This window comes from Chryseobacterium sp. CH25 (assembly GCF_004119455.1).
GTDB lineage: Bacteria > Bacteroidota > Bacteroidia > Flavobacteriales > Weeksellaceae > Chryseobacterium.
The window spans coordinates 141,333-167,785 of sequence record NZ_NRQT01000007.1 but is presented as its reverse complement, the minus strand read 5'-3'; the positions used below and the strand labels follow the sequence as shown (position 1 = coordinate 167,785).

At 34.1% G+C, this 26,453-nt stretch carries 20 protein-coding genes and 1 pseudogene; 16 read left to right on the top strand and 5 right to left on the bottom strand.

Annotated elements, in window-relative coordinates; translation table 11 throughout:
• The first annotated feature begins 131 nt into the window (after positions 1-131).
• The 5 genes and pseudogenes from BOQ64_RS16900 to BOQ64_RS16880 all read left to right on the top strand — a co-directional run bounded on the left by BOQ64_RS16900 (position 132) and on the right by BOQ64_RS16880 (position 8,250).
• Positions 132-2,576 carry a bifunctional UDP-N-acetylmuramoyl-tripeptide:D-alanyl-D-alanine ligase/alanine racemase gene (locus tag BOQ64_RS16900; RefSeq protein WP_129058912.1) on the top strand — a complete coding sequence of 815 codons (2,445 nt, stop codon included), beginning with the start codon at positions 132-134 and terminating at the stop codon, positions 2,574-2,576.
• A gap of 2 nt (positions 2,577-2,578) precedes the next feature.
• A complete protein-coding gene (locus BOQ64_RS16895) occupies positions 2,579-4,735 on the top strand; it encodes a patatin-like phospholipase family protein (RefSeq protein ID WP_129058911.1) in 2,157 nt (718 codons plus the stop codon).
• A 4-nt stretch (positions 4,736-4,739) separates the two neighbouring features.
• Positions 4,740-5,159 carry an rRNA maturation RNase YbeY gene (gene ybeY, locus BOQ64_RS16890; protein WP_129058910.1) on the top strand — a complete coding sequence of 140 codons (420 nt, stop codon included), beginning with the start codon at positions 4,740-4,742 and terminating at the stop codon, positions 5,157-5,159.
• A 145-nt stretch (positions 5,160-5,304) separates the two neighbouring features.
• Positions 5,305-7,167 (top strand): tRNA uridine-5-carboxymethylaminomethyl(34) synthesis enzyme MnmG, encoded by a 1,863-nt coding sequence (gene mnmG, locus BOQ64_RS16885; RefSeq protein ID WP_129058909.1) that lies wholly within the window; start codon positions 5,305-5,307, stop codon positions 7,165-7,167.
• A gap of 262 nt (positions 7,168-7,429) precedes the next feature.
• Positions 7,430-8,250: pseudogene (locus tag BOQ64_RS16880) on the top strand (class I SAM-dependent methyltransferase).
• A gap of 1,714 nt (positions 8,251-9,964) precedes the next feature.
• Here the strand turns inward: BOQ64_RS16880 and BOQ64_RS16875 are convergent.
• Positions 9,965-11,155: a phosphoglycerate kinase gene (locus tag BOQ64_RS16875; protein WP_129058908.1), complete on the bottom strand. Its 1,191-nt coding sequence runs from the start codon at positions 11,153-11,155 to the stop codon at positions 9,965-9,967.
• Positions 11,156-11,799: 644 nt separating this feature from the next.
• Between BOQ64_RS16875 and rpiB the strand changes: the two genes are divergently transcribed.
• The 7 genes from rpiB (at position 11,800) to tsaB (ending at position 18,853) form a co-directional block, all read left to right on the top strand.
• Positions 11,800-12,234, top strand: coding sequence for a ribose 5-phosphate isomerase B (gene rpiB, locus BOQ64_RS16870; protein WP_129058907.1), 435 nt, complete (start codon positions 11,800-11,802; stop codon positions 12,232-12,234).
• A gap of 535 nt (positions 12,235-12,769) precedes the next feature.
• The gene (gene rnr / locus BOQ64_RS16865; protein ID WP_129058906.1) at positions 12,770-14,923 is read left to right on the top strand and encodes a ribonuclease R; all 2,154 of its coding nucleotides are present in this window, start codon (positions 12,770-12,772) and stop codon (positions 14,921-14,923) included.
• Positions 14,924-15,203: 280 nt separating this feature from the next.
• A complete protein-coding gene (locus BOQ64_RS16860; RefSeq protein ID WP_129058905.1) occupies positions 15,204-15,890 on the top strand; it encodes a LysE family translocator in 687 nt (228 codons plus the stop codon).
• Positions 15,887-16,816 (top strand): LD-carboxypeptidase, encoded by a 930-nt coding sequence (locus BOQ64_RS16855; protein WP_129058904.1) that lies wholly within the window; start codon positions 15,887-15,889, stop codon positions 16,814-16,816. Before BOQ64_RS16860 ends, BOQ64_RS16855 begins: the two co-directional genes overlap by 4 nt.
• A 35-nt stretch (positions 16,817-16,851) precedes the next feature.
• On the top strand, positions 16,852-17,223 hold the full coding sequence (locus tag BOQ64_RS16850; RefSeq protein WP_129058903.1) for a YraN family protein: 372 nt from the start codon (positions 16,852-16,854) through the stop codon (positions 17,221-17,223).
• A 120-nt stretch (positions 17,224-17,343) separates the two neighbouring features.
• Positions 17,344-18,093, top strand: coding sequence for an SDR family NAD(P)-dependent oxidoreductase (locus tag BOQ64_RS16845; protein ID WP_129058902.1), 750 nt, complete (start codon positions 17,344-17,346; stop codon positions 18,091-18,093).
• 85 nt (positions 18,094-18,178) lie between these two features.
• Positions 18,179-18,853 (top strand): tRNA (adenosine(37)-N6)-threonylcarbamoyltransferase complex dimerization subunit type 1 TsaB, encoded by a 675-nt coding sequence (tsaB, locus tag BOQ64_RS16840; protein ID WP_129058901.1) that lies wholly within the window; start codon positions 18,179-18,181, stop codon positions 18,851-18,853.
• A gap of 64 nt (positions 18,854-18,917) precedes the next feature.
• On the opposite strand, the gene BOQ64_RS16835 is transcribed toward tsaB, so the two are convergent.
• The 4 genes from BOQ64_RS16835 to BOQ64_RS16820 all read right to left on the bottom strand — a co-directional run bounded on the left by BOQ64_RS16835 (position 18,918) and on the right by BOQ64_RS16820 (position 23,481).
• Positions 18,918-21,503 (bottom strand): tetratricopeptide repeat protein, encoded by a 2,586-nt coding sequence (locus BOQ64_RS16835; protein WP_129058900.1) that lies wholly within the window; start codon positions 21,501-21,503, stop codon positions 18,918-18,920.
• A gap of 145 nt (positions 21,504-21,648) precedes the next feature.
• Positions 21,649-22,212 carry a Maf family protein gene (locus BOQ64_RS16830; protein ID WP_129058899.1) on the bottom strand — a complete coding sequence of 188 codons (564 nt, stop codon included), beginning with the start codon at positions 22,210-22,212 and terminating at the stop codon, positions 21,649-21,651.
• 8 nt (positions 22,213-22,220) lie between these two features.
• Positions 22,221-22,739, bottom strand: a complete 519-nt coding sequence (locus BOQ64_RS16825) for a KdsC family phosphatase (protein ID WP_129058898.1) — start codon at positions 22,737-22,739, stop codon at positions 22,221-22,223.
• A complete protein-coding gene (locus BOQ64_RS16820; protein WP_129058897.1) occupies positions 22,729-23,481 on the bottom strand; it encodes a Rossmann-like and DUF2520 domain-containing protein in 753 nt (250 codons plus the stop codon). Before BOQ64_RS16820 ends, BOQ64_RS16825 begins: the two co-directional genes overlap by 11 nt.
• Before the next feature lie 182 nt (positions 23,482-23,663).
• Between BOQ64_RS16820 and BOQ64_RS16815 the strand changes: the two genes are divergently transcribed.
• The 4 genes from BOQ64_RS16815 (at position 23,664) to BOQ64_RS16800 (ending at position 26,422) form a co-directional block, all read left to right on the top strand.
• Positions 23,664-24,215, top strand: a complete 552-nt coding sequence (locus tag BOQ64_RS16815) for an RNA polymerase sigma factor (RefSeq protein ID WP_068941214.1) — start codon at positions 23,664-23,666, stop codon at positions 24,213-24,215.
• 17 nt (positions 24,216-24,232) lie between these two features.
• Entirely contained in the window at positions 24,233-24,781 is a 549-nt protein-coding gene (locus BOQ64_RS16810; RefSeq protein ID WP_129058896.1) for a hypothetical protein, read from the top strand.
• 9 nt (positions 24,782-24,790) lie between these two features.
• Entirely contained in the window at positions 24,791-25,306 is a 516-nt protein-coding gene (locus BOQ64_RS16805) for a hypothetical protein (protein WP_129058895.1), read from the top strand.
• A gap of 99 nt (positions 25,307-25,405) precedes the next feature.
• On the top strand, positions 25,406-26,422 hold the full coding sequence (locus BOQ64_RS16800) for a glycine zipper family protein (RefSeq protein ID WP_129058894.1): 1,017 nt from the start codon (positions 25,406-25,408) through the stop codon (positions 26,420-26,422).
• Positions 26,423-26,453: the final 31 nt, after the last annotated feature.

The following is a 26,453-nucleotide window of genomic DNA, read 5'->3' as shown; positions in this document are numbered from 1 at the left end:
TATAAATGAACAACGAAAAAGCAATTTTGTAAAATTTCAAAAGGAAACTGCTTACCATATGAGCTCTTCTCACCTCTTTGCAATTTTACCTTTTTGCAATTTCACTTAAAAATAAAGCAGAAAGGGTACCAATGAATTATACAGTACAACAAATTGCAGAGATCACCAATGCCGAGGTTATTGGAGACAAGAATTTAATGGTTAAAAATATAGCCTATGACAGCAGGATTATTTATTCAATTAAGAATACTGCCTTTATTGCAATTAACACCCATAAAAATTCTGGTGAAAAGTTCATTGAAGCTGCTATAGACAGAGGTATTACTATCATTATTTCGGAACATCAGTATCCACAGTTTGAAAATGTAACGTGGATTATTGTTAAAAATTCCGTGGATTTTCTACAGCAATTAGCCAAATATCACTTTGAAAATTCTCATTTACAATCCATCGGAATTACAGGAAGTAATGGAAAGACCATTTTAAAGGAATGGCTGTACCAATGTTTATGGAATGAATACCCAACTGTAAAAAGTCCAAAGAGTTTTAATTCTCAGATAGGACTTCCCCTTTCTCTTCTTCAAATTAACGATTCTCACCAACTGGGAATTTTTGAGGTAGGAATTTCTCATCCGAATGAAATGGAAAAACTTGAAAATATTTTCCATCCTCAGATCGGATTGTTAACACATATCGGAACAGCCCATGCTGCTAATTTTTCTTCTGAAGAAGAACTGATTGATGAGAAGATCAAACTTTTCAAAGATTCTGAAGTGATCATTTATAATGGTGACCATTCTCTGGTAGATCAAAAAATAAAAAATGCATACGCTGATAAAAAATTAATCTCTTACGGATTTAAAAAAGAAAATCAGGTCTTCATCAAAAAAAATACGAAGGACGAAAACATCGTTGTTGACTATTTTGGTGAAGAAATCAGTTTTCCGGCTCATCAGAGAGACGAATCCACATTAACCAACGCTACAGCGCTTATCGCAGTCCTTAAGGTGTTACAGGTCGAAAATAAAAAGATCGTTGAAAAAATCAACCTTTTAAAAGCCGTCGAAATGAGGCTTGAAGCCATTGAAGGAATTAAGGGCAATATTGTCATCAACGATTCTTTCAACCTTGACCTCGATTCTCTGAAAACTGCCCTTCAATTTTTAAAGGAATACAATAAACCTAAAAAATCTCTGGTCTTAACAGATATCGTAGGGGTGAATACCAATTCTCAGGAATTATATGAAGAAGTTTCAGAATTGGTGAATGAGCAAAATTTTGATTCTGTATTCCTGATTGGGGATGAAATTTCAAGATTTAGTGAATTATTTAAATCTAAAACCTATACTTTCATTGATACGAAAGAACTGATCGAAAGCAAGCATCTTTCTGAAATTGAAAATCAAATTATTCTTCTGAAAGGAGCCAGAAAATTTGAAATTGAAAAACTGAAAGATATTCTGGAACTCAGAAAGCATGATACGGTTTTAGAAATAAATCTGAATGCAATTCTTCATAATATCAATTACCACAAGTCTCTTCTGAAGCCAACAACCAAAATGATGGCTATGGTAAAAGCCAATGCTTACGGTTTGGGGAGTTATGAAATTTCAGAATTTTTACAGCATCACCATATAGATTATCTGGGAGTAGCTTTCGCTGATGAAGGTGTTGAACTTCGTAAAAAGGGAATCACCACTCCTATTATCGTAATGAACCCTGAGCAGCACAGTTACCAGACTATCATAGAATATAATCTGGAGCCTGAGATTTATAGTTTCAGGGTTTTAGAACTTTTCTATGAAGCCGTTCAGAAATCCGGATATGATAAAAAATATCCTATTCATATTAAATTGGAAACGGGAATGCACCGTCTTGGATTTAAAGATTTTGAACTGGATCAGCTGAGTGAAACTTTAAGTGAGAAAAATCTTAAAGTTCAAAGTTTGTTCAGTCATTTATCATCTTCTGATATGCCTGAAGAAAAGGAATTTACTATGAATCAATTCACGGTATTTGATAAGAATTCCAGCTATCTGATAGAAAAACTGGGCTATACTCCTCTCCGACATATTCTAAATTCTTCAGGAATTACAAGCTATACAAATCACCAATATGACATGGTAAGAATCGGTATCGGAATGCTTGGTGAATCTCCGGATACTGAAATTCAGAAACAATTACAGTCTGTGGTAAGTTTTAAAACCGTAATTTCACAGATATCAATGGTTGAAGACGGTGAGTCTGTTGGATACAGCAGAAGATTTAAAGCAGATCACCCAACCAAGATTGCTACTATCCCTGTTGGATATGCTGATGGTATTCCAAGATTGATAGGAAACCAGATAGGAAGCCTGGGTGTACATAAAACATTGGCTCCAATTGTTGGGAATATTTGTATGGATATGATGATGATTAATGTAGAAAATATTCCGAATGTAAAGGAAGGCGACATGGTAACCGTCTTTAATGCAAAACCAAGTTTAAAAGAATTCGCAGGCTACTGCAAAACGATAACCTATGAAGTATTAACATCCATTTCGCCTCGGGTGAAACGGATCTATATAAAAGATTAACTATGAGAAAACTCCTGATTCTTCTTTTCATATTCCCATTACTGTGGATCCAATCTCAGGTAAAAAAGGACCTGGTGATTCCGAAGAACCCCAAAATAGGACTGTCGCTCGCCGGTGGTGGTGCCAAAGGTTTTTCACATGTAGGAGTGCTTAAAGTATTAGATTCATTAGGAGTAAAAGTGGATTATATTGCCGGAACCAGTATGGGAGCCATTGTTGGTGGTCTGTACGCTTCCGGATATTCCGGTAAAGAAATAGAAAAGATTGTAATGGATACAGATTTCTATTCTTTAATTATGGATCCAAAATCCAGACAGGAAACTACCTTTTTCAACAAATCTGTAGACAAATATCTTTTGTCTATTCCATTAAAAAATGGAAAAATTACACTTCCCTCTTCCATCAGTACCGGGCAGAGAAACGTCTATCTTTTAAAGGAACTTTTAAAAAATGTTGCCAATATTGAAGACTTTTCTAAAATGCCAATTCCTTTTTTATGTGTTGCCACTAATCTTGAAAGCGGCAATATGCAGATCTTTGAAAAAGGAGATTTGGTACAGTCTATTATGGCCAGCTCTGCATTTCCATCTTTAATGGATCCCGTAAAAATTGGTGACAGTATTTATATTGATGGAGCGATGACGGTAAATTATCCTTCAAAGCCATTAAAAGACCGGGGAATCGATATCGTTATCGGTGTGGATCTTAACCAGGATCTGTCCAAAAGAGAAGATTTAAACAATATTATATCCATTCTTAACCAGGTGATTGATTTCGGAATCAAAAGAGATACAAGGAAACAATATAAGTATACAGACATCAATATTAAACCTAACCTTAAAGGAATGTCTGCCACAAGCTACGATGAAAAGAAAAAGATTCTTGACAGCGGCTATGTGGAAGGTTTAAAATATTCCCAGGTGCTGGACCAACTTCCAAAACGCCAGTTTGACCGTCTCAGACAGCGCGTAAATCCAATATATTCCAATGTATATAAGATAGACAGTATTTCCATAGAAGGAAGCAAAATATATGGTAAAAACTATACTCTAGGGAAAATGGGACTACGTCTTCCCTCTTTGCAAACCTATGGAAATATCAATAAAATGGTGGATAAACTTGTTGCCACCAATAATTACAAGTTCATTAACTACGATATTGTTCAGGAAAATGATGCCAATTATTTAAAGCTGTATGTTACCGAAGATGAGGCACGGCATTTCTTAAAATTCGGATTGCATTATGATGAAGTTTTCAAAACAGGTTTATTGCTTAATTATTCAGCAAAAAGGCTTTTATTTAAAAATTCTAATCTTTCTGTGGATGTCGTAGTAGGTGATAAATTAAGATATTATCTGAACTATTTTATCGACAACGGTTATATTCCAGGATTCGGTATTTATTCATCAGGAATGAGTTTCGACCTCAAAAATGTAGATAATAATATTATCGACAAATGGGAATGGATGCGAAACGAGGCTTATATACAGTCTGTATGGAAGGATAAATACGCAATTGGTGGTGGTATTAGCCATGACTACTTTAAGGCTGAAATTAATGGCGATAACAGACGTTACAGTCGCTTTTTAAATCCTTATATATTTCTGAAGACCGATACTCAGGATGACAAAGAATTTGCAACCAAAGGAATCTATTTTGCAGCGGAAGGAAAAGTTATAGATCTTTTAAAATCTGAAGTTGAGAAGAGAATCGTACAGATAAAAGCAGACTTAAAGATCAATATTCCGTTGGGAAAACAGTTTACATACCGTCTTAATTTATTTGGCGGAATTACTCTTGGAGAACATCTTCCACCCTATTATCAATACAGACTGGGAGGAATATTTGAACAGAATATCATCAACTTTAAACGTTTTGGAGGATTTTACTTTGCCCAATTATATACAAATAACGTAATTTTGGCATCCAATGATCTTCAGTTCAGATTTAATAAAAACTACTTTATCAGCGGAAATTTTAGCTTTGCCAACCTTTCCAACGATATTAAATTTGAAGATGCTGTTAAAGTAAATTATAGCTCGCTTGGCATTACGGCTGGATATAAATCTCCTTTTGGGCAGATTAAAGTGAACTTCAGCCACTCACTAAAAAACAATCAAAAAGGCATATTCAGTGTTATTTTAGGACACTGGTTTTAATACAATGATACAATTCTTTTACGAAAATTTACCGGAGTCGGTAGATACAGATTACAAACAATGGCTGGAAGATTTGATTCTTTCAGAAGGAAAAAAACTAGGAGAAATCAACTACATTTTCTGTGATGACGAATATCTTTTAAAGATTAATCAGGATTATTTACAGCATGATTATTATACCGATATCATCACTTTTGATTATGTAAAAGGGAAGACAATTAGCGCTGAGATTTTCGTATCTTTGCAGCGCATTTCTGATAACGCCTCTACCCTTTCCCGAGATTATGAAGATGAATTAAGAAGGGTTTTAGCCCATGGAGTTTTACACCTTATTGGCTATAAAGACAAGACGGAAGCAGAGGAAAAAGAGATGCGAAGAATGGAAGATCTGTACTTAGCTAAATATAGAGATTTAAAGAATTAAATTAAATAATCACTTAAAGTCCGATATCTAAAGTACTCAATTCTAGTAACAATATAAACTTACCTAGAGTGCATTCTTCAAAAATGTTTCACGTGAAACATTGTAGTTAAAGTTAAGGTTTAACGCTTAAACAGCGAGATAAAAAATGATTTCAGAAATATATGACGTAATCGTAGTAGGTGCAGGACACGCAGGATGTGAAGCAGCAGCAGCGGCAGCCAACCTGGGTTCAAAAACACTATTGGTTACAATGAATATGCAGACCATCGGACAGATGAGTTGCAACCCGGCAATGGGTGGAATCGCAAAAGGACAAATCGTAAGAGAGATTGACGCAATGGGTGGATACTCCGGAATCGTAGCAGACAAATCTGCCATCCAATTCAAAATGCTGAATCTTTCAAAAGGTCCTGCCATGTGGTCCCCAAGAACCCAAAATGACAGAATGCTTTTTGCCGAAGAATGGCGACTGGCTTTAGAGAATACTCCCAATCTTGATTTCTTTCAGGATATGGTGAAACAACTGGTTGTTGAAAATAATAAAGTAACCGGAGTAATTACTTCTTTAGGAATTGAGATCAAAGCAAAATCTGTAGTTCTTACCAACGGAACTTTTTTGAACGGATTAATTCACGTTGGAGACAAACAACTAGGTGGTGGAAGAATGGGTGAACCGAGAGCTTTTGGGATCACCGAACAATTAGTAAGTTTAGGCTTCGAAGCCGGAAGAATGAAAACCGGTACTCCACCAAGAGTTGACGGAAGAAGTTTGGATTACTCAAAAATGGAAGAACAGAAAGGAGATGTAAATCCTCAAAAGTTCAGCTACCTTGATACTCCGAAATTAACAAAACAATTAAGTTGTCATATTGTATATACCAACGAGATTGTTCATGATATTCTTCGTGAAGGTTTCGATAGAAGTCCAATGTTCAATGGAACCATTCAAAGTTTAGGTCCAAGATACTGCCCAAGTATTGAAGATAAAATTAACCGTTTTGCAGAAAGAAACAGACACCAGCTTTTCGTAGAACCAGAAGGATGGAAAACTGTTGAGATCTATGTAAACGGATTCAGTTCTTCTCTTCCGGAGGATGTACAGATCAAAGCTATGAAACATATTCCAGGATTTGAAAATGTAAAAGTTTTCCGTCCGGGATACGCCATTGAATACGACTACTTCCCTCCTACCCAATTGAAGCATACCTTAGAAACAAAATTAATTGATAATTTATATTTCGCAGGACAGATCAATGGAACTACAGGATATGAGGAAGCAGCAGGTCAAGGTCTGATTGCCGGAATCAATGCTCACAATAAAGTTCATGAAAAAGATGAGTTTATCCTGAACAGAGACGAAGCTTATATTGGAGTACTTATTGACGACCTGATTACAAAAGGAACTGAAGAACCATACAGAATGTTTACTTCACGTGCCGAATACAGGCTTCTTTTACGACAGGATAACGCAGATATCAGATTAACTGAGAAAGCCTATCAGCTTGGATTGGCAAAAGAAGATAGATTAAGGAAAGTAGAATCCAAAATAACTGAAAGTCAGCAACTTGAAGAGTTTTTACGTGAAACTTCTTTAAAACCAGGCGTTATCAACCCTATTTTAGAATCTATAGAAAGCAGCCCTGTAGATCAAGCTTACAGAGCCGCTCAGATTCTTACAAGACCTAATATGACTTTAGATAAACTTGATGGAATTGATTTTATTAAAGAAACTTCTTCTCAGTATAATGACGAAGTAAGGGAACAAGCTGAGATCAATATTAAGTATAAAGGCTATATTGAAAAAGAAAAGGAAAACGTAGCTAAATTAAACCGTCTGGAAAACATTAAAATCCCAGAAGATTTTGATTATACCAAGCTTACAAGCCTTTCTGCAGAAGCAAAACAGAAGATGTCTAATGTACGTCCTAAGACCATTGCACAGGCAGGCAGGATTAGCGGGGTTTCTCCGGCTGATATTAATGTTTTACTAGTGTATTTAGGACGTTAAAATAAAAATGTTTCACGTGAAACATTTCTTGCAATAAAAATAAAAATTAAGGTATTTATTTAACTTTCAAAAGTTGATGAATATCTTAATTTTTTAAGTTATATACACTTTAAAAGATGTTTGTCACTCCGATGAAGAACTATTAAATCATAGTAAAGATTTACTTCTACAATCCTAAGTTATCTTCATCCTAAATAATGGCACAAAAAACTAAATTTGTATAGACTTACTATTTATTAAAATATAACAGATAGCAAATTCAATGAAAATAAAAGATCATTTTCTTTCACAGGAAATATTTGAAATTAAAGAAACAGAGACAAAAGGAGTTTACAAAACCTCCCCTATTCCATCCAATATTTCCAAATATTACGAAAGTGAAGATTACATTTCTCATCACCAGGATTCCGGAAGCCTGAAAGAAAAGCTGTATAAATTTCTTCAGTCTTTTAATCTGCGTTACAAAAAAAATATTCTTGTTGAGAGAGTTCAACAAGGATCAAAAGTATTAGATTATGGATGTGGTGCCGGAGAATTTGTAAAGTATATAGAAAATGATTTTGAAACATTCGGTTTTGAACCGGATGCAGATGCAAGAAAAGCAGCACAGGGAAAAATTACAAAAGCAAAAATCCTGGATGATATCCAAAAAATTGAAGACAAAAGTTTAGATGCAATTACACTATGGCACGTATTTGAGCATATAGAGAACCAGGATGAAATGCTCAATATCTTTCACTCGAAATTAAAAGACAAAGGACTTCTTATTATTGCTGTTCCCAACCCTACTTCTTATGATGCCAAACATTACAAAGAATATTGGGCTGCCTATGATGTACCAAGACACATCTATCATTTTTCTAAAAATGGAATGGAAAATCTGATTTCTAAAAACCAGATTGGAAAATGAGAAAGATCAAACCTTTGATCCTTGATTCTTACTACATCTCTATGTTGAGCGAAAAATATAAAAAATCACCTCTATTCTGGCTAAAAGCAAGTATCTACGGAACGATTTCGAACATAAAAGCCTCATTTTCGAACGAATTTTCAAGTTTGATATACATTATCGAAAAAAGATAGATAATCGATTTTAAAGCCATTTCTGAAAGCCGATTTTCAGCATTTTGAGCTAAAAAACTTAAAACTCAGAGAATATTTCTCTGAGTTTTTTATTTACTTAAATTTAAATTAACAGATTTATATCCGTGCTTTATTAAACAAAAAAATACTCATTGAATTTTGTTCCACTCCCCTACTCCACATTCGTCAGTTCTGTCATTTTTAAATTAAATAAACTAAGTCTTAACAAACTTATTTGTTACTAGAAAATATTTTTCCATAAATGGGTGTTAAAAAGCTTGAAATCTTAAATACAAAAATAATTTCCATCATAAACCCTCCATTTTAACCATTATTTTGATTTTATATATAAATCCTTGAAGAATTTTAGTTTTTCAATTTTAAAGCCATTTATAAAGGTCATTTTTCAGAGTTTTTATTAAAACAAACAGAAAAACATATCCTGAACCTTTAAAAAGATATTGGCATTTTGAAAGGATAAAAAATTGTAATCGAAAGTCCAATTCTCATAAATCCAAAAAAAAATAAAATTTATCTCAAGCAACTGAAAAATTTATTGCTTAAGAAAATTCTGATATTCAGAAATATTAAAATTAAAAAGAATTATATAAAGATTACTAAACGTGAAATCCAAGAATTGCAGATATTTCATAGCTATAAGAGAGCAAAACTGTTTTAAAAAAAATAATTTAATACTTTAAATCAATACAAAAAAAAGTTTAATCACTGATTATAAACAGAATACAACAAAGAATTAAACACAAGAAACAAAAACCAATGATTACATAAAAATTATTTCCATAATTGTTAAAAAAAGGATAAAAACAACTATCAAAATAACAGTTTAAACATTGATAATCAAATATTTAAAACACTAATAATACTGCACGAATTAATTTACATATAAGCTTATTCAAAAAGTAAAACATATTAAGAATCAATGCACTATGCAATAAATGATTTTATACTAGTCTATTTTAAATATGTTTTCAAAATTAATATTCAAGATCCTTTACGAGTCAACAAGAATGATAATTCAGAAAATAGAGACTTGTTCATACTTTCTTCACCTCTACTCTTTTTTAAAAAAATTGAGATACGAATATAATTCCAATATTTATTGACCGTATTAAAATCCAAGTCAAAAAAGTTTAACAAAAAAATTAATCGTAACACCAGAATTTTTTTAAAAAACCGCTCATAATTGAACTCTAAAAATAGATTTCAAAAGCTAATACATTTCAAAAAAGTAAGATATTTTACTAATAATTTCAATATTAGCTGAAGTCTGATATCCTTAAATTTTAGATTAAAAGACATAAAATATAAAGAGTAAATCTCTTTTCTAAATATAAAAATATGCTCCAGAAAGCAATAGAATAAAGTCTCTTATAAAGTCAAAAATTCACTTATTATATGGCTATAAAATTATAAAATTCAAACAAAAAGTATAAAAAGAAAAGGTAAAAAATTAATGTTTAAATACAGATAATTATACTATCCTATCAAGATTTACCTCTCGATTTATCCTTTGTTAATCGGACTTAAAACGTAACATCCACTAAATCAAAAGACCTGAATTCAATATAACATAAGGTTATAACAAAAAGGAATAAAGTTCTTTCAAAATTCAGGATTTCTCAATGAAAATATAAGCATAAAAAAGCCTGCTAATATTATTAGCAGGCTTCAAAATATTGAATTTTATTCTCTATTAATTGTTGATTGCAGCTACACCAGGAAGCTCAAGCCCTTCAAGACTTTCAAGCATTGCTCCACCACCTGTAGAAACATAGCTTACTTTGTCAGCATATCCGAATTGCTTAACGAAAGCAACACTGTCACCACCTCCTACTAATGAGAAGGCACCTAATCTTGTTGCTTCAGCAATACTTTCTCCAAGAGCAACAGTTCCGCCAGCAAAATTTGACATTTCAAAAACTCCAATAGGTCCATTCCAAAGAATTGTTCTTGAATTTAAAAGTACATCATTAAACTGATCTCTGGATTTAAGACCTGCATCCAATCCCATCCATCCTTCAGGAATTGCATAGATATCAACCTCTTTTCTTTCAACATCATTATTGAAGCTTTCAGCAATGATGGCATCAGACGGAAGATATACTTTTACTTTATGTTCTTTTGCTTTAGCTAAAATTTCTAATGCTAAAGGAAGTTTATCTTCTTCTACTAAAGAACTTCCTATTTTTCCTCCTAATGCTTTAATAAATGTGAAGGCCATTCCCCCACCAATAATTAAATTATCTACTGCAGGAAGAATATTCTCTATAATAGTAATCTTAGTTGAAACTTTAGATCCACCTAGAATTGCTGTCACTGGTTTCTCACCACTTTTCAAAACTTTATCAATAGCCTGAAGTTCTTTAGCCATCAATAAACCGAAAAACTTAGTTGATTGAAAGAATTTAGCAATAACTGCTGTAGAAGCATGAGCTCTGTGCGCAGTTCCGAAAGCATCATTTACATAAGCATCTCCTAATTTAGAAAGTTTCTCAGCAAAGCCTTCATCCCCTTTCTCTTCTTCATTATGAAAACGAACATTCTCTAATAATAAAATTTCTCCCGGCTTCAAATCTGCAGCAGCCTTTTCAGCTTTCTCTCCGATACATTCATCAACGAATTTCACTTCCTGTCCTAGAACATTGGAAACTTCACCAATAATATGTTTTAGAGAAAACTCATCCTTCACTTCACCTTTTGGTCTACCAAGGTGTGTCATTAAAATAACAGAACCACCATCCTTAAGGACTTTTTCAACGGTTGGTTTCACCGCAACAATTCTGGTATTGTCAGTCACATTCAACTGGTCATCCTGTGGAACATTGAAGTCAACTCTTACAAGAGCTTTCTTATCTTTAAAATTGAAGTCGTTAATTGTTTTCATTTTTATATTTAGATTTATTTTTCTGAAATTCCATGCAATCCCCTTTCCGGGCCAGGCTAAGTTTCAACAAATTCCGGCAGGGTCAATTTCATAAATTTCTTTGATTTTTCGTTTCACAAATGTAAGGTTTTAAACTTTTTCAACAGATTGATCGAAATAAAAGTTTTCAAAAACTTTCCCCGAAGCCAATCACTCAATAATCAACAAATCTTTTCTCTTTTAAAAAAAATAAAGCTGTTGTTGTTATGTATTGTTAGTAACGGGGATAAGTTTTAGGCATAAAGTTCATAATACTCAACTGGTATACAATTCATAAATAACTCACAATATAAATTACTGTAAACCTGCATATTCACACACTTATTCACAATTGTTGATAACTTTGCTAACTAAGCATTATTAGTTATTTTATTATGGAAAAGCCTGGGGATAGCTGAAGAAAAGATCTGGAAAGTTGTGGGGAAAAGTTTAGAATAGATTTTCTATTACGAAATAATTTCATCTTTGAAAATAGAAAGTTGAAAAAAGTTTTCCACACTTATTAACATAGCTTTTCACAATTAACTCACGGTTTACTAACACGAATTGTTATTATTCTTACCTTTGTAAGGAAATAAAATCTAAAAAAGCTTAATAAGAGTATTATGAAAAGAAAAATTGCTATCGCAGGAGACCATGCAGGCTATGAATATAAGGAGATTGTTAAGAACTACCTTTCAGAAAAGTTTGAGGTTCAGGATTTTGGAACGTTTTCCACAAACAGTGTGGATTATCCAGACTTTGTACACCCTGCTGCAACCTCTGTGGAAAACGGAGAAAATGAGCTGGGAATTTTGATCTGTGGAAGCGGAAACGGGGTTCAGATCACTGCGAACAAACACCAGAAAATCAGATGTGCACTTTGCTGGATGCCGGAGATTGCAACACTGGCAAGACAGCATAATGATGCCAACATGATTTCTATGCCGGCAAGGTTTATATCAAAAGAACAGGCGATTGAAATTGTTGACAAATTTCTTTCTACAGAGTTTGAAGGTGGAAGACACCAGAACAGAGTTGATAAGATTGCTGTTTGTTAAATATACTGAGGCCTGTAATTTGATTGCAGGCCTTATTTATTTTTTATTTGTACATTTGCAGTGTTCAATAGAAATTAAATTCTATACTTCTCCTGAACCTTTGTAATATTTTTAAAGATATTTTATAGAAGGTTTTTCTCTTTTCTTCTCCAGATTTGTAGTAAATTTATACAAAACTAAAGATTTCGTTATAAAGTAGATTTAGAAAAAATAAGATTAAATTAAACATTAAGGTTTGATAAAAATAAAAAGATCTATGGTTTATTTTTTTATGGATAAATTGTTTTTATCCATAAAAAGCAAAAGATCATAATGGCTGAAAAAATACCAAAAGAGCTTTTAAAAAATATACATAATAATAAAGAAGATATTCAAAGTCCTGGCATAGATTTTATAGCTTTGTTTAATAAAGGGAACAAAAGTAAAGCAAGGACTTGAGTAAACAATAAAGGCTGTTATTTTGAATGGGAAAATTCTGGAATTAAAGAAATTTCTTTTCATTATATAACAACCTAAGAAATTTAAAAAAATTAAAATGGCCAAAAAAAGAAAATATATAAGTCATAAAAATGATTTGAAACTGATGGAAATCGGAAGATTGATCCTTCGTTTCATGAATGCAAATGCATCCAAAATTTATAATTATAAGCAGATTGCTGACGGAATAGATTACAAAAATCCAAGACAAAGAGAACTTGTGATCCAGGCACTGCATAAACTTCAGGGATCTGAAAAGATTAAAGAAGTAGAAAGAGGAAAGTATATCGTAAACCTGAAAATTGCAGGAACACTTACTGGAATCATTGATTTCAATCAAAGCGGAAATGCTTATGTAAATGTAGAAGGATTAGAAGACGATGTCTTCGTTCATTCTAAAAATGTAAAGGATGCGCTGCAGGGAGATAAGGTTCTTATTATAACTTATCATTATAAAGGAAAGAAACTTGAAGGGTCCGTTTTGGAGGTTTTAGAGCGAAACAGAACAGAGTTTGTGGGAACATTCCAAAAGGTAGCTCACAAGGAATTTGGATTTGTTGTTTGTGATAAAAAATCAATCAATACAGATATCTTTATTCCGAAGACAAAATTCAATAATGCAGAAGATGGAGATAAGGTTATCGTAAAGATGACAGAATGGAAACCTGGAGATAAAAATCCTGAAGGAGAAATCATACAGGTATTGGGTGCTCCGGGAGAACATGAAACCGAGATCCATGCTATTCTTGCAGAATATGGTTTACCTTATGAGTTTCCACAGGAAGTAGAAGCAGATGCTGATAAAATAGACCGAAGCATTACGGATGAAGAAGTAGCAAAACGTTGGGATATGCGTAATATTTGCACGTTTACTATCGACCCTAAGGATGCGAAAGACTTTGATGATGCCTTATCCATGAGAAAGCTGGAAAACGGAAACTGGGAAATCGGGGTTCACATTGCCGATGTATCTCATTATGTGGTTCCGGGAACTATCCTTGATGATGAAGCCTATCAGAGAGCAACTTCGGTTTATTTAGTAGACAGAGTAGTTCCAATGCTTCCGGAAGTATTGAGTAATGATGTATGCTCTCTTCGTCCACACGAAGATAAGTATACCTTCTCAGCAGTTTTTGAACTGAATGATCAGGCAGAGATCCAAAAACAATGGTTTGGAAGAACTGTGATTCATTCAGACAGAAGATTTACCTATGAGGAAGCTCAGGAACGTATTGAAACAGGTCAGGGAGATTTAGCTGAAGAAATCAATGTTCTTGACAGATTAGCGAAGATTATGCGTAATGCCCGTATTAAAAACGGAGCTATTACCTTTGACAGAAGTGAAGTAAGATTCAATCTGGATGAAAATAATGAACCGATTGGAGTATACTTTAAAATCAGTAAAGATTCCAATCACCTGATCGAAGAATTCATGCTTTTGGCTAACAAAAAAGTATCAGAATTTGTATCTCTTACAAGAAAAGGAGAAACTACTCAAAATACATTTATTTACAGGGTTCACGATGATCCGGATCCTGCAAAGCTGGAATCGTTAAGAGACTTTGTTTCTACTTTCGGATACAAAATGAACCTGGCTAATACCAAAAAGGTAGCTGAATCTTTAAACAAGCTTCTTCATGATGTAAAAGGAAAAGGAGAAGAAAATATGATCGAAACTCTTGCGATGAGAAGTATGAGTAAAGCGGTATATTCTACAGAACCTATCGGTCATTACGGACTTGGATTTGATTATTATAGCCACTTCACCTCTCCTATCCGCCGTTATCCGGATTTGCTTGCACACCGTCTTCTTCAGCATTATCTGGATGGAGGAAAATCGCCAAGCAGACCGGAATTGGAAGAAAAAGCAAAACACTGCAGTTCTATGGAAAGATTGGCAGCTGATGCAGAAAGAGATTCTATTAAGTTCATGCAGGTGAAATTCATGGAAAAACATTTGGGTGAAACGTTCACCGGAGTTATTTCCGGAGTGGCAGAATTTGGATTCTGGGTAGAAATTCCTGAAAACGGAGCTGAAGGTCTAATCAAATTAAGAGATTTAGTGGATGATTCTTATATGTATGATGCAAAAACACATGCCGTATACGGAATCAGACACGGAAATAAATACCAGTTGGGAGATCAGGTTCAGATTAAAGTGGTGAAAGCAAATCTGATCCAAAAGCAATTGGATTTTAAGATTGTTGAGTAATATCAGTAATCGAAAAAAAATAAAAAGAGGTTGTTCCAAAAAAAGGAATAACCTCTTTGTTTTTAGGAAAATAAAAAAAGGATGCTTTAAACTACTGTAGTTTTTTCATGCCACATGACCTCCTTTCTCTCCGCTTCTCACTTCCTTTCTAAAAAAGAATTGTACACAATTAGTAACTAAAATAAAAGTTGATATATCACATCTTTATTGAATAATTAAATCATAAAGTATAACTTTGTATAAAACGGAATGAAATCTTTTTCATTTTAAAATTTATTAAATGCTTGAACTTGTATTATCTGCCATTATTTTAGGATTCATGTTGAGTCTGGTTTTTATAGGACCTATATTCTTCCTGTTAATAGAGACCAGCTTCTCAAGAGGCCCAAAGCATGCCTTATCATTGGATCTTGGGGTAATCACTGCAGATTTACTGTGTATTGTAGCAGCCTATTATGCCAGTGCAGATATTGTTACCCTCATAGATAAACATCCGGGGTTCTATAGGATTACTTCTATTCTGATTTTTGTCTACGGGATTGTGATGCTGGTAACAAAAACTAAAATGCATATGCCCGGTGAAGAGAAAATCATCAGTCAAAACTATATTAAGACCTTTTTTAATGGTTTTTTCTTTAATCTTTTAAATGTTGGAGTCATTCTTTTCTGGCTGGTAACGGTAATTTCCGTAAGGAATCAATACCCGGACACCAGCAGTTTTATTTTATATATAGGCATTGTAATCGGGACTTACCTTTGTATTGACCTTGCCAAAATATTTCTGGCCAAACAGTTTCATGATAAACTTACCCAGAAACTGGCTAACCAGATCAGAAGAGTTGTAGGAGTGATTCTTATTGTTTTCAGTTTCTTTATCTTCCTGCAGAGCTTTAAAACATTCAATCAGTTTGACAGACAACTGGAAGAAGCCGAGAAAAAAGAAGTAAAATATCAACAAACAAAATGAAAAAAATTATCTTTCCAAAAGCTCTTAAAAAAGGAGCCAAAATAGCTGTTATTTCCCCTGCCGGAGCTGTAGATGCTTCACAACTTGAAAAGGGAATAAAATTGATTAAAAGTAAAGGGTTTGAACCTGTTTTAGGGGAACATCTTTACACCAAATTTTCAAACGGATACAATTACGCTGGAACAGAAAAGGAAAGAATAAAAGATATTAACTGGGCTTTAAACGATAAAGAAATTGGGGCTATCTGGGCTTCAAGAGGCGGTTACGGATGTCAGCATCTGATTCAGCATCTGAAGTTGAAAAACTTTACAGAAAACCCGAAATGGTATATTGGCTATTCCGATAATACTGTTATACAAAGCTATCTGTTGAAAAAAGGTTTTGCTTCCATCCATGGACAGACTATCAAGACATCCAGTTTTGGAGTTACTGATGAAAGCTACGACTTGATCTTCGATATTTTAAAAGGGAAAACGCCTAAATACAGCCTAAAATCTCATCCATTAAATAAAAAAGGAAATATTACAGGAGAATTGATTGGGGGAAATTTAGCCCTTATCTATGCCCTTCTGGGAACCAAATATTCTTTCGACTTTAAAGATAAAATCTTATTCATTGAAGATATCGGAGAAAACTTCTATGCGCTGGATCGTATGATCATGAGCCTGGAGCTTGCAGGGGTCTTCAACAAGATCAAAGGACTTATCGTAGGGGGAATGACCAATATGGGTGATGAAAAGGATAATAAAGAGTATGAAGCCAGCTTTGATGAGTTTGCTTATAAACTGATCTCGGAGAGAATTTCAAAATACAGATTCCCCACTGTATTCGGATTTCCAAATGGTCACATTAAGGACAACAGACCGCTTTTAATTGGCGGAACGGCTAAGGTAAAAATTGATGCTAAAGTAAAGATTGAATTTTAAGGCACTACTCCACTTTTATATCCTAAACACGAGAAATGGCTGATCATAATGACTTTGGAAAAATAGCTGAAGATATGGCAGCGGATTACCTTCAGAAAAAAGAATATAAAATCCTGACCAGAAATTTCAGATTTCAGAAAGCAGAGATTGATATTATTGCTGAAAAAGATAATCTGATTATTGTGGTGGAAGTAAAAGCAAGATCTACCGATGTCTTTATACTGCCTCAGGAAGCCGTAACTAAAACAAAGATAAGATCCATTGTCCTGGCAGCGAACCATTATCTGGAAGAATTTAATAGGCAGAATGAAGTAAGATTTGATATCATTTCTGTTTTACCTGATGAAAACAAGAATTTAACTATTGACCATATTGCTGATGCTTTCCAGGCATTCGATGCAAATTGACCAAGTAAAAATAGAATAAATAATGTATCATTTTAGTAATATATCAGTGTAACAATAAATATCAGGTGTTGGTAAATTGTTATACTGATACATTGCTACATTAAATAAATAATCAGTTTTATGAAAACAATATTAATCACCGGAGCCACTTCCGGTATTGGCAAATCCACTGCAGAACTGCTGGCAAAGCAAGGAAACAGAATCATCATTTGTGGGAGAAGAAGTGAAGTACTGGAATCTTTAAAGGAAGAATTTTCTCAATTTACCGAAGTATTTAGTTTAAGGTTTGATGTAAGGAATCTGGAAGAGGTAGAAACCGCTATTAATTCGCTTCCTGAAGAATGGCAAGATATTGATGTTCTGATTAATAATGCCGGTAATGCACATGGGCTGGATCCACTCTCATCTGGAAAGGTAGATGACTGGGATTCTATGATTGATGGGAATGTAAAAGGACTCCTTTATGTTTCTAAAATGATTATCCCCAGGATGAAAACTAAAAACTTAGGTCATGTTGTGAACATAAGTTCTGTAGCAGCAAGACAAACCTATGCCAATGGAGTAGTATACTGTGCTACTAAAAAAGCAGTAGATGTTATTTCCGAAGGGATGAGACTAGAGCTTACTGAATTCGGAATCAAAGTAACCAATATACAACCGGGAGCTGTTGAAACAGATTTTTCATTGGTACGATTTAAAGGTGACAGCGAGAAAGCAGCAACAGTATATGATGGATATGAGGCTTTAAAAGCAGAAGATATTGCAGATGCCATTGCCTATTGTATAAATGCTCCAAAACATGTTACCATTGCCGATATGTGCATCTATCCAAGTGCTCAGGCTGAACCAAGAACAATCTATCGAAAATAGTATCAAAATAAAGGACTAAATTTGCAGGAAAATGTAAAACGATTTTGCCTTTTCGCAAAGTTGTTATTTAGCTTAAAACAAGAAAATGAAAATTCTATATCTTGAAACATCATCTAAAAACTGTTCAGTAGCTGTATCAGATAATGAAAAGCTGCTGTGCGTATGTGAAGAAGTTTCTGAAAACTATAAACAATCTGAAAGTCTTCATACCTATGTAGAATGGGCTTTAGAAGGAGCAGGACTTTCACTGAAAGACATTGAAGCAGTGTCTTTGGGTAAAGGGCCGGGATCTTATACCGGATTAAGAATTGGAGCCGCCTCTGCAAAAGGTTTCTGCTATGGGTTGAAAGTTCCGTTTATTGCAGTTAATTCTCTTGAAAGCATGATAGAGCCTTTTTTAGGCGATAACTATGATTTTATAGTGCCATTGATCGATGCAAGGAGAATGGAGGTGTATACGGCCGTTTATGACGGTTCTACAGGGAAAGAACTATTGGCAACCGAGGCAAAGATTTTAGATGAAACTTCTTTTGAAGAATTCAGAGATAAAAAAGTAATATTTGTAGGAGATGGAGCAAAGAAAGCGAAAGAGATTCTGAACCTTCCTGATGCAGATTTTAGAGAAGATGTTTATCCGTCTTCACAATACCTGATTAAAAGAACTCTGGAGAAAATAGAAAAGAAAGAATTTGAAGATATGGCTTATTTTGAGCCTTTTTATCTTAAAGATTTCCACGGGGTAAAGAAAAAGGGTTCATAGAACACTAAGATCTAAAATATATAAAGCATAAAAAAAGCGAAGATGTACTCTTCGCTTTTTTATTTTATTGTTTTTGTGGGCCATCAGGCATATTTTTGTTTCTTGACTTAGGTTTATCAGTTTTTTGCTGTGGTGTATTGCTCATATTTGCTGAAGTTGGAGGCTGCATCGGCTGTACCTGCTTGAAATCCGTTTCCTTCACTTTATTCTGATTGTTGATATCCCCATTTGCCATTTGCGGAATATTTTTGCTGACCGGTGGAGTAGGAGAGTTCGGCTGTTGAGGTAGCGTATTTCCTTTATTATCCGTAGCCTGGAAGCTGAGGTCACTTTTCAGATAATTCAGCATTTCTTTAGCTCTTATACCTTCCGGAGTTTTAGAATAATTTAAAGCAATCTGCTCAAGTTGAAGAATCATTACTTCTTTTCCGCTTGCTTTTCCTGTATTAAACGCATTTAAAAGATATAATTTCGGAACTAATGCATCTTTCGGGTACTTTTGAATCGTCTGGTCAATAACTTCTTTACTTTCTGTAAATTTCTCAGATTCATATAAAGCGTAGGCTCGCTTATACTCATTTTCAACATCCTCTGTTGATTTTACAAATGAATTGTTTTTAGGATTTCTTGCAAATTCAGCGTAAGAGGTATAAGGGTAATCTGCTAAAAGAATTTGTTTCGCTCTCTCAGCAGCCTGAGGGGTTTTCTCATAATTCATGGCAAAAATCTCATACAGTGCCTGAAGCATTACTTTTTCTTCCGGCTTTACATCTACAAGATCATACAGTGTTTTCGTGGCAAGAGGAGTATTGGTAAAGTAATTCTGATACATAATACCAAGGCCTAAAGATGCCGTATCTCTATCCTTTTTAAGCTGTGACAGCCTCTCCTGATTGGTAGGGATCTGTTCAATATAATAAGCAGGCTCAAAACGTCTCGGATTAGGTGCTGCAGTTACCCCAAGCGCTTCACTTTTCATATCCTCAATAGATGCCATTTTCTTAGAGAAACGCCAGTTATCTGAAAGTGCTCTTTCTCCCCAAACCTGCTTAAAGGAAGAGGTTCCTTTGCTTACAGTTCCGGTATTGTTGAAATAAAAACCTTTTGTAGTTACTCCAAAATCCTCAAAAGCACTGGAGCTGTTATTCGCGAAAATAGAATTTGCATTATAATCTCCGGTATCAAATCCTTTGTTTCTTTCCAGTCGTTTTCTTTCCTGCTCTTCTTTTTCCTCTTTGATCTTTAATTTGGCGATATATTTTGAGAAAAAATCAGTTCTTTGGGCATTATCCATCTTGGCTAAAGAAAGAATACTGTCGTTCTTTTTGATCAGATAGTAGTTCTTGGAAATCTTTTTAATGTAAGCAGACTGATCTTTCAGTAAAATCTTTGAAGGCTCATAGGTCATTACAGTAAGAGCAGAATCATAATAAATTCCGGCACCAATATAATCGTTCTTTTCAAGATAGCTTTTTCCGATCTCATAATAAGCCAATCCTCGAATTTGAGGGTCTGAAACCTTCTCAAATAAAGACTTTCTGAAAAACTGCTGTGCTTCATCCTGTTTTCCGGCTTTATTGGCCATAAGTCCTAAAGCATAGTAAAATTCATTTTTTCTGGAACCATAAGTTCCTTTTTTACTGATCCCTTCCAGATAGTGTTTTGCTCCGTTATAATCTCCTTTACCATTGAACGTTTTAGCAATGGCAATTTGAGATTTTACTTCAAATTCAAAATCATTGGAATATTTGTAGGCTGCCGTATAGCTTTCTCTTGCTTTGTCATTTTGCCCTAAATTTTCAAGGACCTGACCTCTTAAATAAGCAATTCTGCTCTTCAGTTTTCGGTTAGAGTTAAGCTCAAAGGCCAAATCAAGTTCTTTAGCAGCATCTTCCTTTTTACCGGCATCTAAAAGAGATTCAGCGTAATAAATACTCAATAGTTTTGAGTATGTTTTGTTGATCCCGTCACTCTTCAGCTTGGCAAAAATTTCATGAGCTCTGTGATAATCTTTAATTTTATCATAAGCAACTCCCTGATAAATTCTTGCCAGTGGCACTCTCTTATCATCCTTCATATGAGCAAAGACATAATTAAGTGCGTCCAGAGCTTCCAAAGGTTTATTTCTGTAAATTCTTGATTGGGCAAGAATAATATAAGCATCAAAAATCTGCTTGTTTTTTTCTTCTCCGTTTCTGGTAACAGAATATTTATTGATAGCTTTTAATGCTTTAGCCTCAGCAATTTCCAAAGTAGTTGCTCCTTTTACCTGAGTACCATCTGCATTGGAAGGATCACTGCCGGGACCCCCTGACATATTCGGAATTCCTGAGTTTCTTCCGGATGGTCTGTTGGCAACTTCTGCCATTTTCATGGAATTTTCTGCAAAAGCAGCCGATTGCCCCAGATCACTTCCCAGAGGTTGTTCTTCAAACGTAAGAATAGGAATATAAGGCGCATAAAAGTTGTCCTTATGACCTTTATCTCTGGCTGTAAACTCACTGTTTAATGCATCTTTGGCATTAAAAAGAGTGTTGTAATATGTGGAAAATCCCTTCAATAATTTGGATCGTTGCTCCGGCTTCTTTGTTTTGGTAGCACAGGAAGCAATGAGACAAATCACTAAAAGGAACAATATATTCTTTTTCATTATTCAATATAACTCGCTAATCTGCTTTTTATTATCAGCAGTTTGATGATTTTGTAAAAATAATAAAATTTTATAATGAATAATATTTATATTTCTCCGGGAAATATTTTATTTCATTTTTATAGAGCCTGGAAACCACTGTTTTTTAAACAGCGGAGATCTCTTTTAAAATTTTGTAAACAAGATGAGTAGGAAGCCCCATAATTGTATAAAAACTACCTGTCAGGCTTTTAATTTTTGCCATTCCCAGCCATTCCTGAATGCCATAACTTCCGGCTTTATCAAAAGGCTTATAATTTTGAATATAATACTGAATTTCCTCATCAGTAATCTCATCAAAAGTTACATCAGCCACATCCGTTTCTGTAAAAATTTTATCTGCAGTTTTAATGGTAATTCCTGTATAAACCTGATGAGTTTTTCCTGAAAGGCTTCTCAGCATATTCTGAGCATCAGTTTCATCTTTTGGCTTACCAAGAATCTGCTGATCTATAGCTACTACAGTATCTGCTGTTAGTAAAACTTCATCAGCAGTAAGACCTCTGAAAGCGTCTGCTTTTAACTCAGCAAGATATCCCGCTGCATTTTCTATTTTAATATGCTCAGGAATAATTTCCTCACAGTCTATTTTTACCACTTCAAATTCAAAACCAAGACTGGAAAGAAGTTCTTTTCTTCTTGGAGATTGTGATGCTAAAAGTAATTTCATAGAAACAATTATACGGATTGAGTATTATCATCATGCCAGTTCCCCTGAACCTTCATAACCTGTTCAATAACATCACGTACAGCACCGCTTCCACCTTTTTTCGGAGAGATGTAATGAGATACTCCTTTTACTTCAGGAACCGCATTTTCAGGACATGTCGCAATTGCTGAACTTTCCATGATATGGATGTCCGGAAGGTCATCTCCCATGGTCAGAATTTCCTCATTTTTAAGGTTGTATTTCTTTTTAAAATCTTCAAAATCCTCTATTTTATTATGGGATTTCGGATAATAATCCTGAATACCGAGATAATTGATTCTGTGTTTTACCATTTCATCGTTACCTCCTGTTATCACCCCTATTAAATAATTGTTTTTTAAGGCTTTAACTACTGCGTAGCCATCAAGAACATTCATTACCCTGCACATATTTCCACCTGGCATTAGATAAACGCTCCCATCTGTAAAAACACCGTCTACATCAAATACAAAGGCCTTAATATCCTTTAATTTCTCTTTATAACTCATACATTTTTTGAATAGAATGATTCATTGTCTTATAAATGTTAAGACTTTCTTCGTCTTGTAATAACTGTTCATGCAATTGTAAAACCCTGAGGTCATTTCTTACAGCTGGTCCTGTCTGTGCCATTTTAGGTTCTATCTCATGAATCTTCTGAACTGTTTCATCAATCAATGGTAAAAAATAATCAAATGGGATGTTCTGTGAATCTGAAATTTCTTTAGCTCTTGAAAAAAGATGATTCACAAAATTACAGGCGAAAACCGCTGTAAGATGGATGTATTTTCTTTTTTCATGATTGCTTTCCATTACATTTTCTGAGATTCTGGAAGCAAGCCCAAAAAGGGTTTTCGTATCCTCTTTATTTTCAGTCTCAATGAAAAACGGAATTTTTTCGTATTCCAGTTCTTTAGATTTTGAAAAAGTCTGTAGTGGATAAAAACTTGCTTTTCTGTATTCTCCATTCAAGGTTTCTTTAGGAAGTGAACCTGAAGTATGGGCAACCAGACAGTTCTTTTTAGTAATCAATTTCGAGACTTCCCCTACAGAATTGTCACTTACACAGATGATATACAGGTCTGCATCTTCCAGAAATTCTGTAGAATATGGAATATGCAGTTCTTCAGAAATTTTACTCAATTCTTTTTCGTTCCGCCCAAAAATCTGAGCAAGGGAAATACCTTTCAAACTAAAGGCTTTTGCCATGTGGTAGGCTACATTTCCGGAACCGATAATTACAATTTGCATCTAACAAATATAAGGTTTTAAGCCGAGCCGGGAAAGGAAGAACAGTACAGAAACACTAAACTTCAATATAGGCACGTTTATTGCGTAACTGTCTCATATTATTTTTAATATTTAGATTGAAAATTGAATATTTAATTTAACTTTCAGTTATTTTTGTAATCCAAAACAGTGAAAGGCATCTTATGAAGATTAAGGACGCGGAGATTATTTCGTTGATGCAGAATCCACGGACACAGGATAAAGGTGTTCGTGCCTTGATGGATGCCTATCAAAGCAGATTGTACTGGCACATACGAAGAATTATTGTAGACGGAGATCTTGCTCAGGATACTTTGCAGGAAACTTTTATTAAAGCTTATCAGAATTTTCATCAGTTTAAAAACGATAGCCAGTTGTATACATGGCTGTATAGAATTGCAACCAATGAAGCGTTACAACAGGTTAATAAACTGAAGAAAATGCAGAAGACAGATGAAGATCCGGAGTATCATATGCAGAATCTAGTAGCCGACAATGTGGAAGGGGATGCTGAAGAAATACAGATTTTACTGCAGAACGCCATACAAAGCCTGCCGGAAAAGCAGAAACTGGTATTTATGATGCGGTATTATGATGATTTGCCCTATGAAGAAATATCTAAGATTGTAGATATGTCTGTAGGAACCTTGAAGACGAATTATCATTATGCCAAACAGAAAATAGAAGAATATATTAAGGAAAATTACGAAAGATAATTTTTGAGAAAACAAAGATGAAAGAGTTCGACATAGAAAAATTAGAACGTAAAAACATTTACACAGTCCCTGAAAATTTGTTTGAAAATATTCAGGAGAGGGTTATGAATGATATAAAGCCGGAACAAAAAATACAAGCACCGGTCTTTAAATTAAATTGGATGTATGCAGCAGCAGCGTCACTGGCTTTGATCTTTGGGATAACTTTTATTTTTAATTCCAATAATGATTCAGTGGATAAAAATCCGAATTCAAAAGAGATTTATGCTAATCATAAAGGAGAACCTAAAACGGAGGCTGAGATAGCTTATGAAACATTACAAAATGATTTAACTTCTGTTGAAAATAATAATCAAACAGTTGTAAATCAGAAAAATAATACATCTTTTGCTGTGAAAAGTGAAGATGGAAATGAAAAAGAAACAGTTTCACAAAAAATAGTGAAACCTGTCACCAAAAAAGAAGAAACACAGATGAATGAATATCTGGATTCGTTCTCCAATTCTGAAATTGCAGAACTGGCGAGCAACTCTACTCAGGATGTTTATTTGGATTTATATAATTAATAAAGAAAGATGAAAAAGATACTATTGACGTTTTTTATTATTTATGGTTTTAGTCTTGGCTTAAATGCTCAAAGAACAGATTATGACTGGAAAAAGATGGATCCTAAACAAAGGAAGGAAGTCATCAATAATCTTTCTCCTGAAGAAAGAAAGGAACTCCTTAAAAAATTCAGGAATAATATGATCATGGATAATCTGAATGTAGATCCCGGAGATAAAGCAGAATTTACTCAGCTTTATAACGAGTATCTGGACAGTCAGAAACAAATAAAAAGTCAGTTTGATCCGGGGTTTAATCCTGAAACACTATCAGATGATGAAGCCAAAGCTAAATTACAGCAAAGTTTTGAGATAGGACAGAAACTCCTGGATAACAGAAAAAGATATGCAGAAAAAATGCAGCAGGTGATTCCCTGCCAGAAAGTTCTGAAGCTGTTTCAATCTGAGGGTATGATGAGAGATAAAATGAATGAAAGAAAACCTCACGTACATAATAACACTTCGGGACCTAAACAAAACCCATAATAGTTTATTTTTTTAATGTTGGACGGCTCTTACAAATCTTTTTGTGAGAGCCGTTTAATTTTCGTTCCAAATCTATACTTTTGCCGGAAAAAATAATAAATGAAAAAAGTATTTTTCTTCTTAATGATGGCGGTTTCATTATCAGCACAGAAAACAGAAGTAGTAGAACTGAAGCAAAGTATTAAAGATAGAAAAGGAACCACAAAATCAATAACTGTTATTGATAACAGATCAGAGAAAGAAATAGGAAATATACCTTTTCGTAAAGAAACCTATACGCTTAAATTTGGTACTGATGATTTGAAAAATTATATCGAAGATTGGTTCTCAAAGGATAACAAAGTAAAAGGTAATAATGATATTGTTTTAATGCTTGAAGATGTAAAGGCTTATAATGAGAATCCGGAAGATAAAACTTCCATGACGAAAATTAAATTTAAATTTTCAAGTTTTATCAAAAGAAACAATAAATATTACTTTCTAAACCGTATTCAAAACGTTATTACATCCGATTCCAATTTTCCTAAATATATAGCAAGCCAGATATCCAATGCGGTAACCGGTATGATCAAGGAGTCCTATGTGAGCGTGCCTTTAGGAGGGGCAATGTCCGAAGAAGATTTAACGAATTACGAGAAATATATTACTGAGAATTCTCCGCTTTTTGGGGGGAAGGAATTAAAAGATGGTGTTTATAAAGATTTCAGATCATTTTATGAGCAGAAGCCTGAACCTAATTATGTTACAGATAAAAATAAAAAAGGAAGAGTAACCAATATTAAAGATACTAATGCAACTTTAAATGAAGAAGTCATAGATAACAAGCAGGTATTTGGATATATAGAAAATGGTAAAGCTTACAGATCTACTCCGGCAGGATATTTAGAAATGATAAAAGATGATAGAGGATTTTATGTTGTTGCGACGAAAGCAGAACTTTTTCCAGTCAATAATGGAACTGGAGCAATGATTGGAGCGATGACGGGAGGACTTTTAGGAGCAGTGATTGGAGCAGCCATTGATTCCGGGTCTAGTAGAAGAGGTAAAAATGTTGATACTTCAGGGATGCCGAATGTCTATATGGATTCATTAACCGGAAGTTATATTTTTGATTGATTGAAAGTGAAAATACCCGGCTGTCTTTATA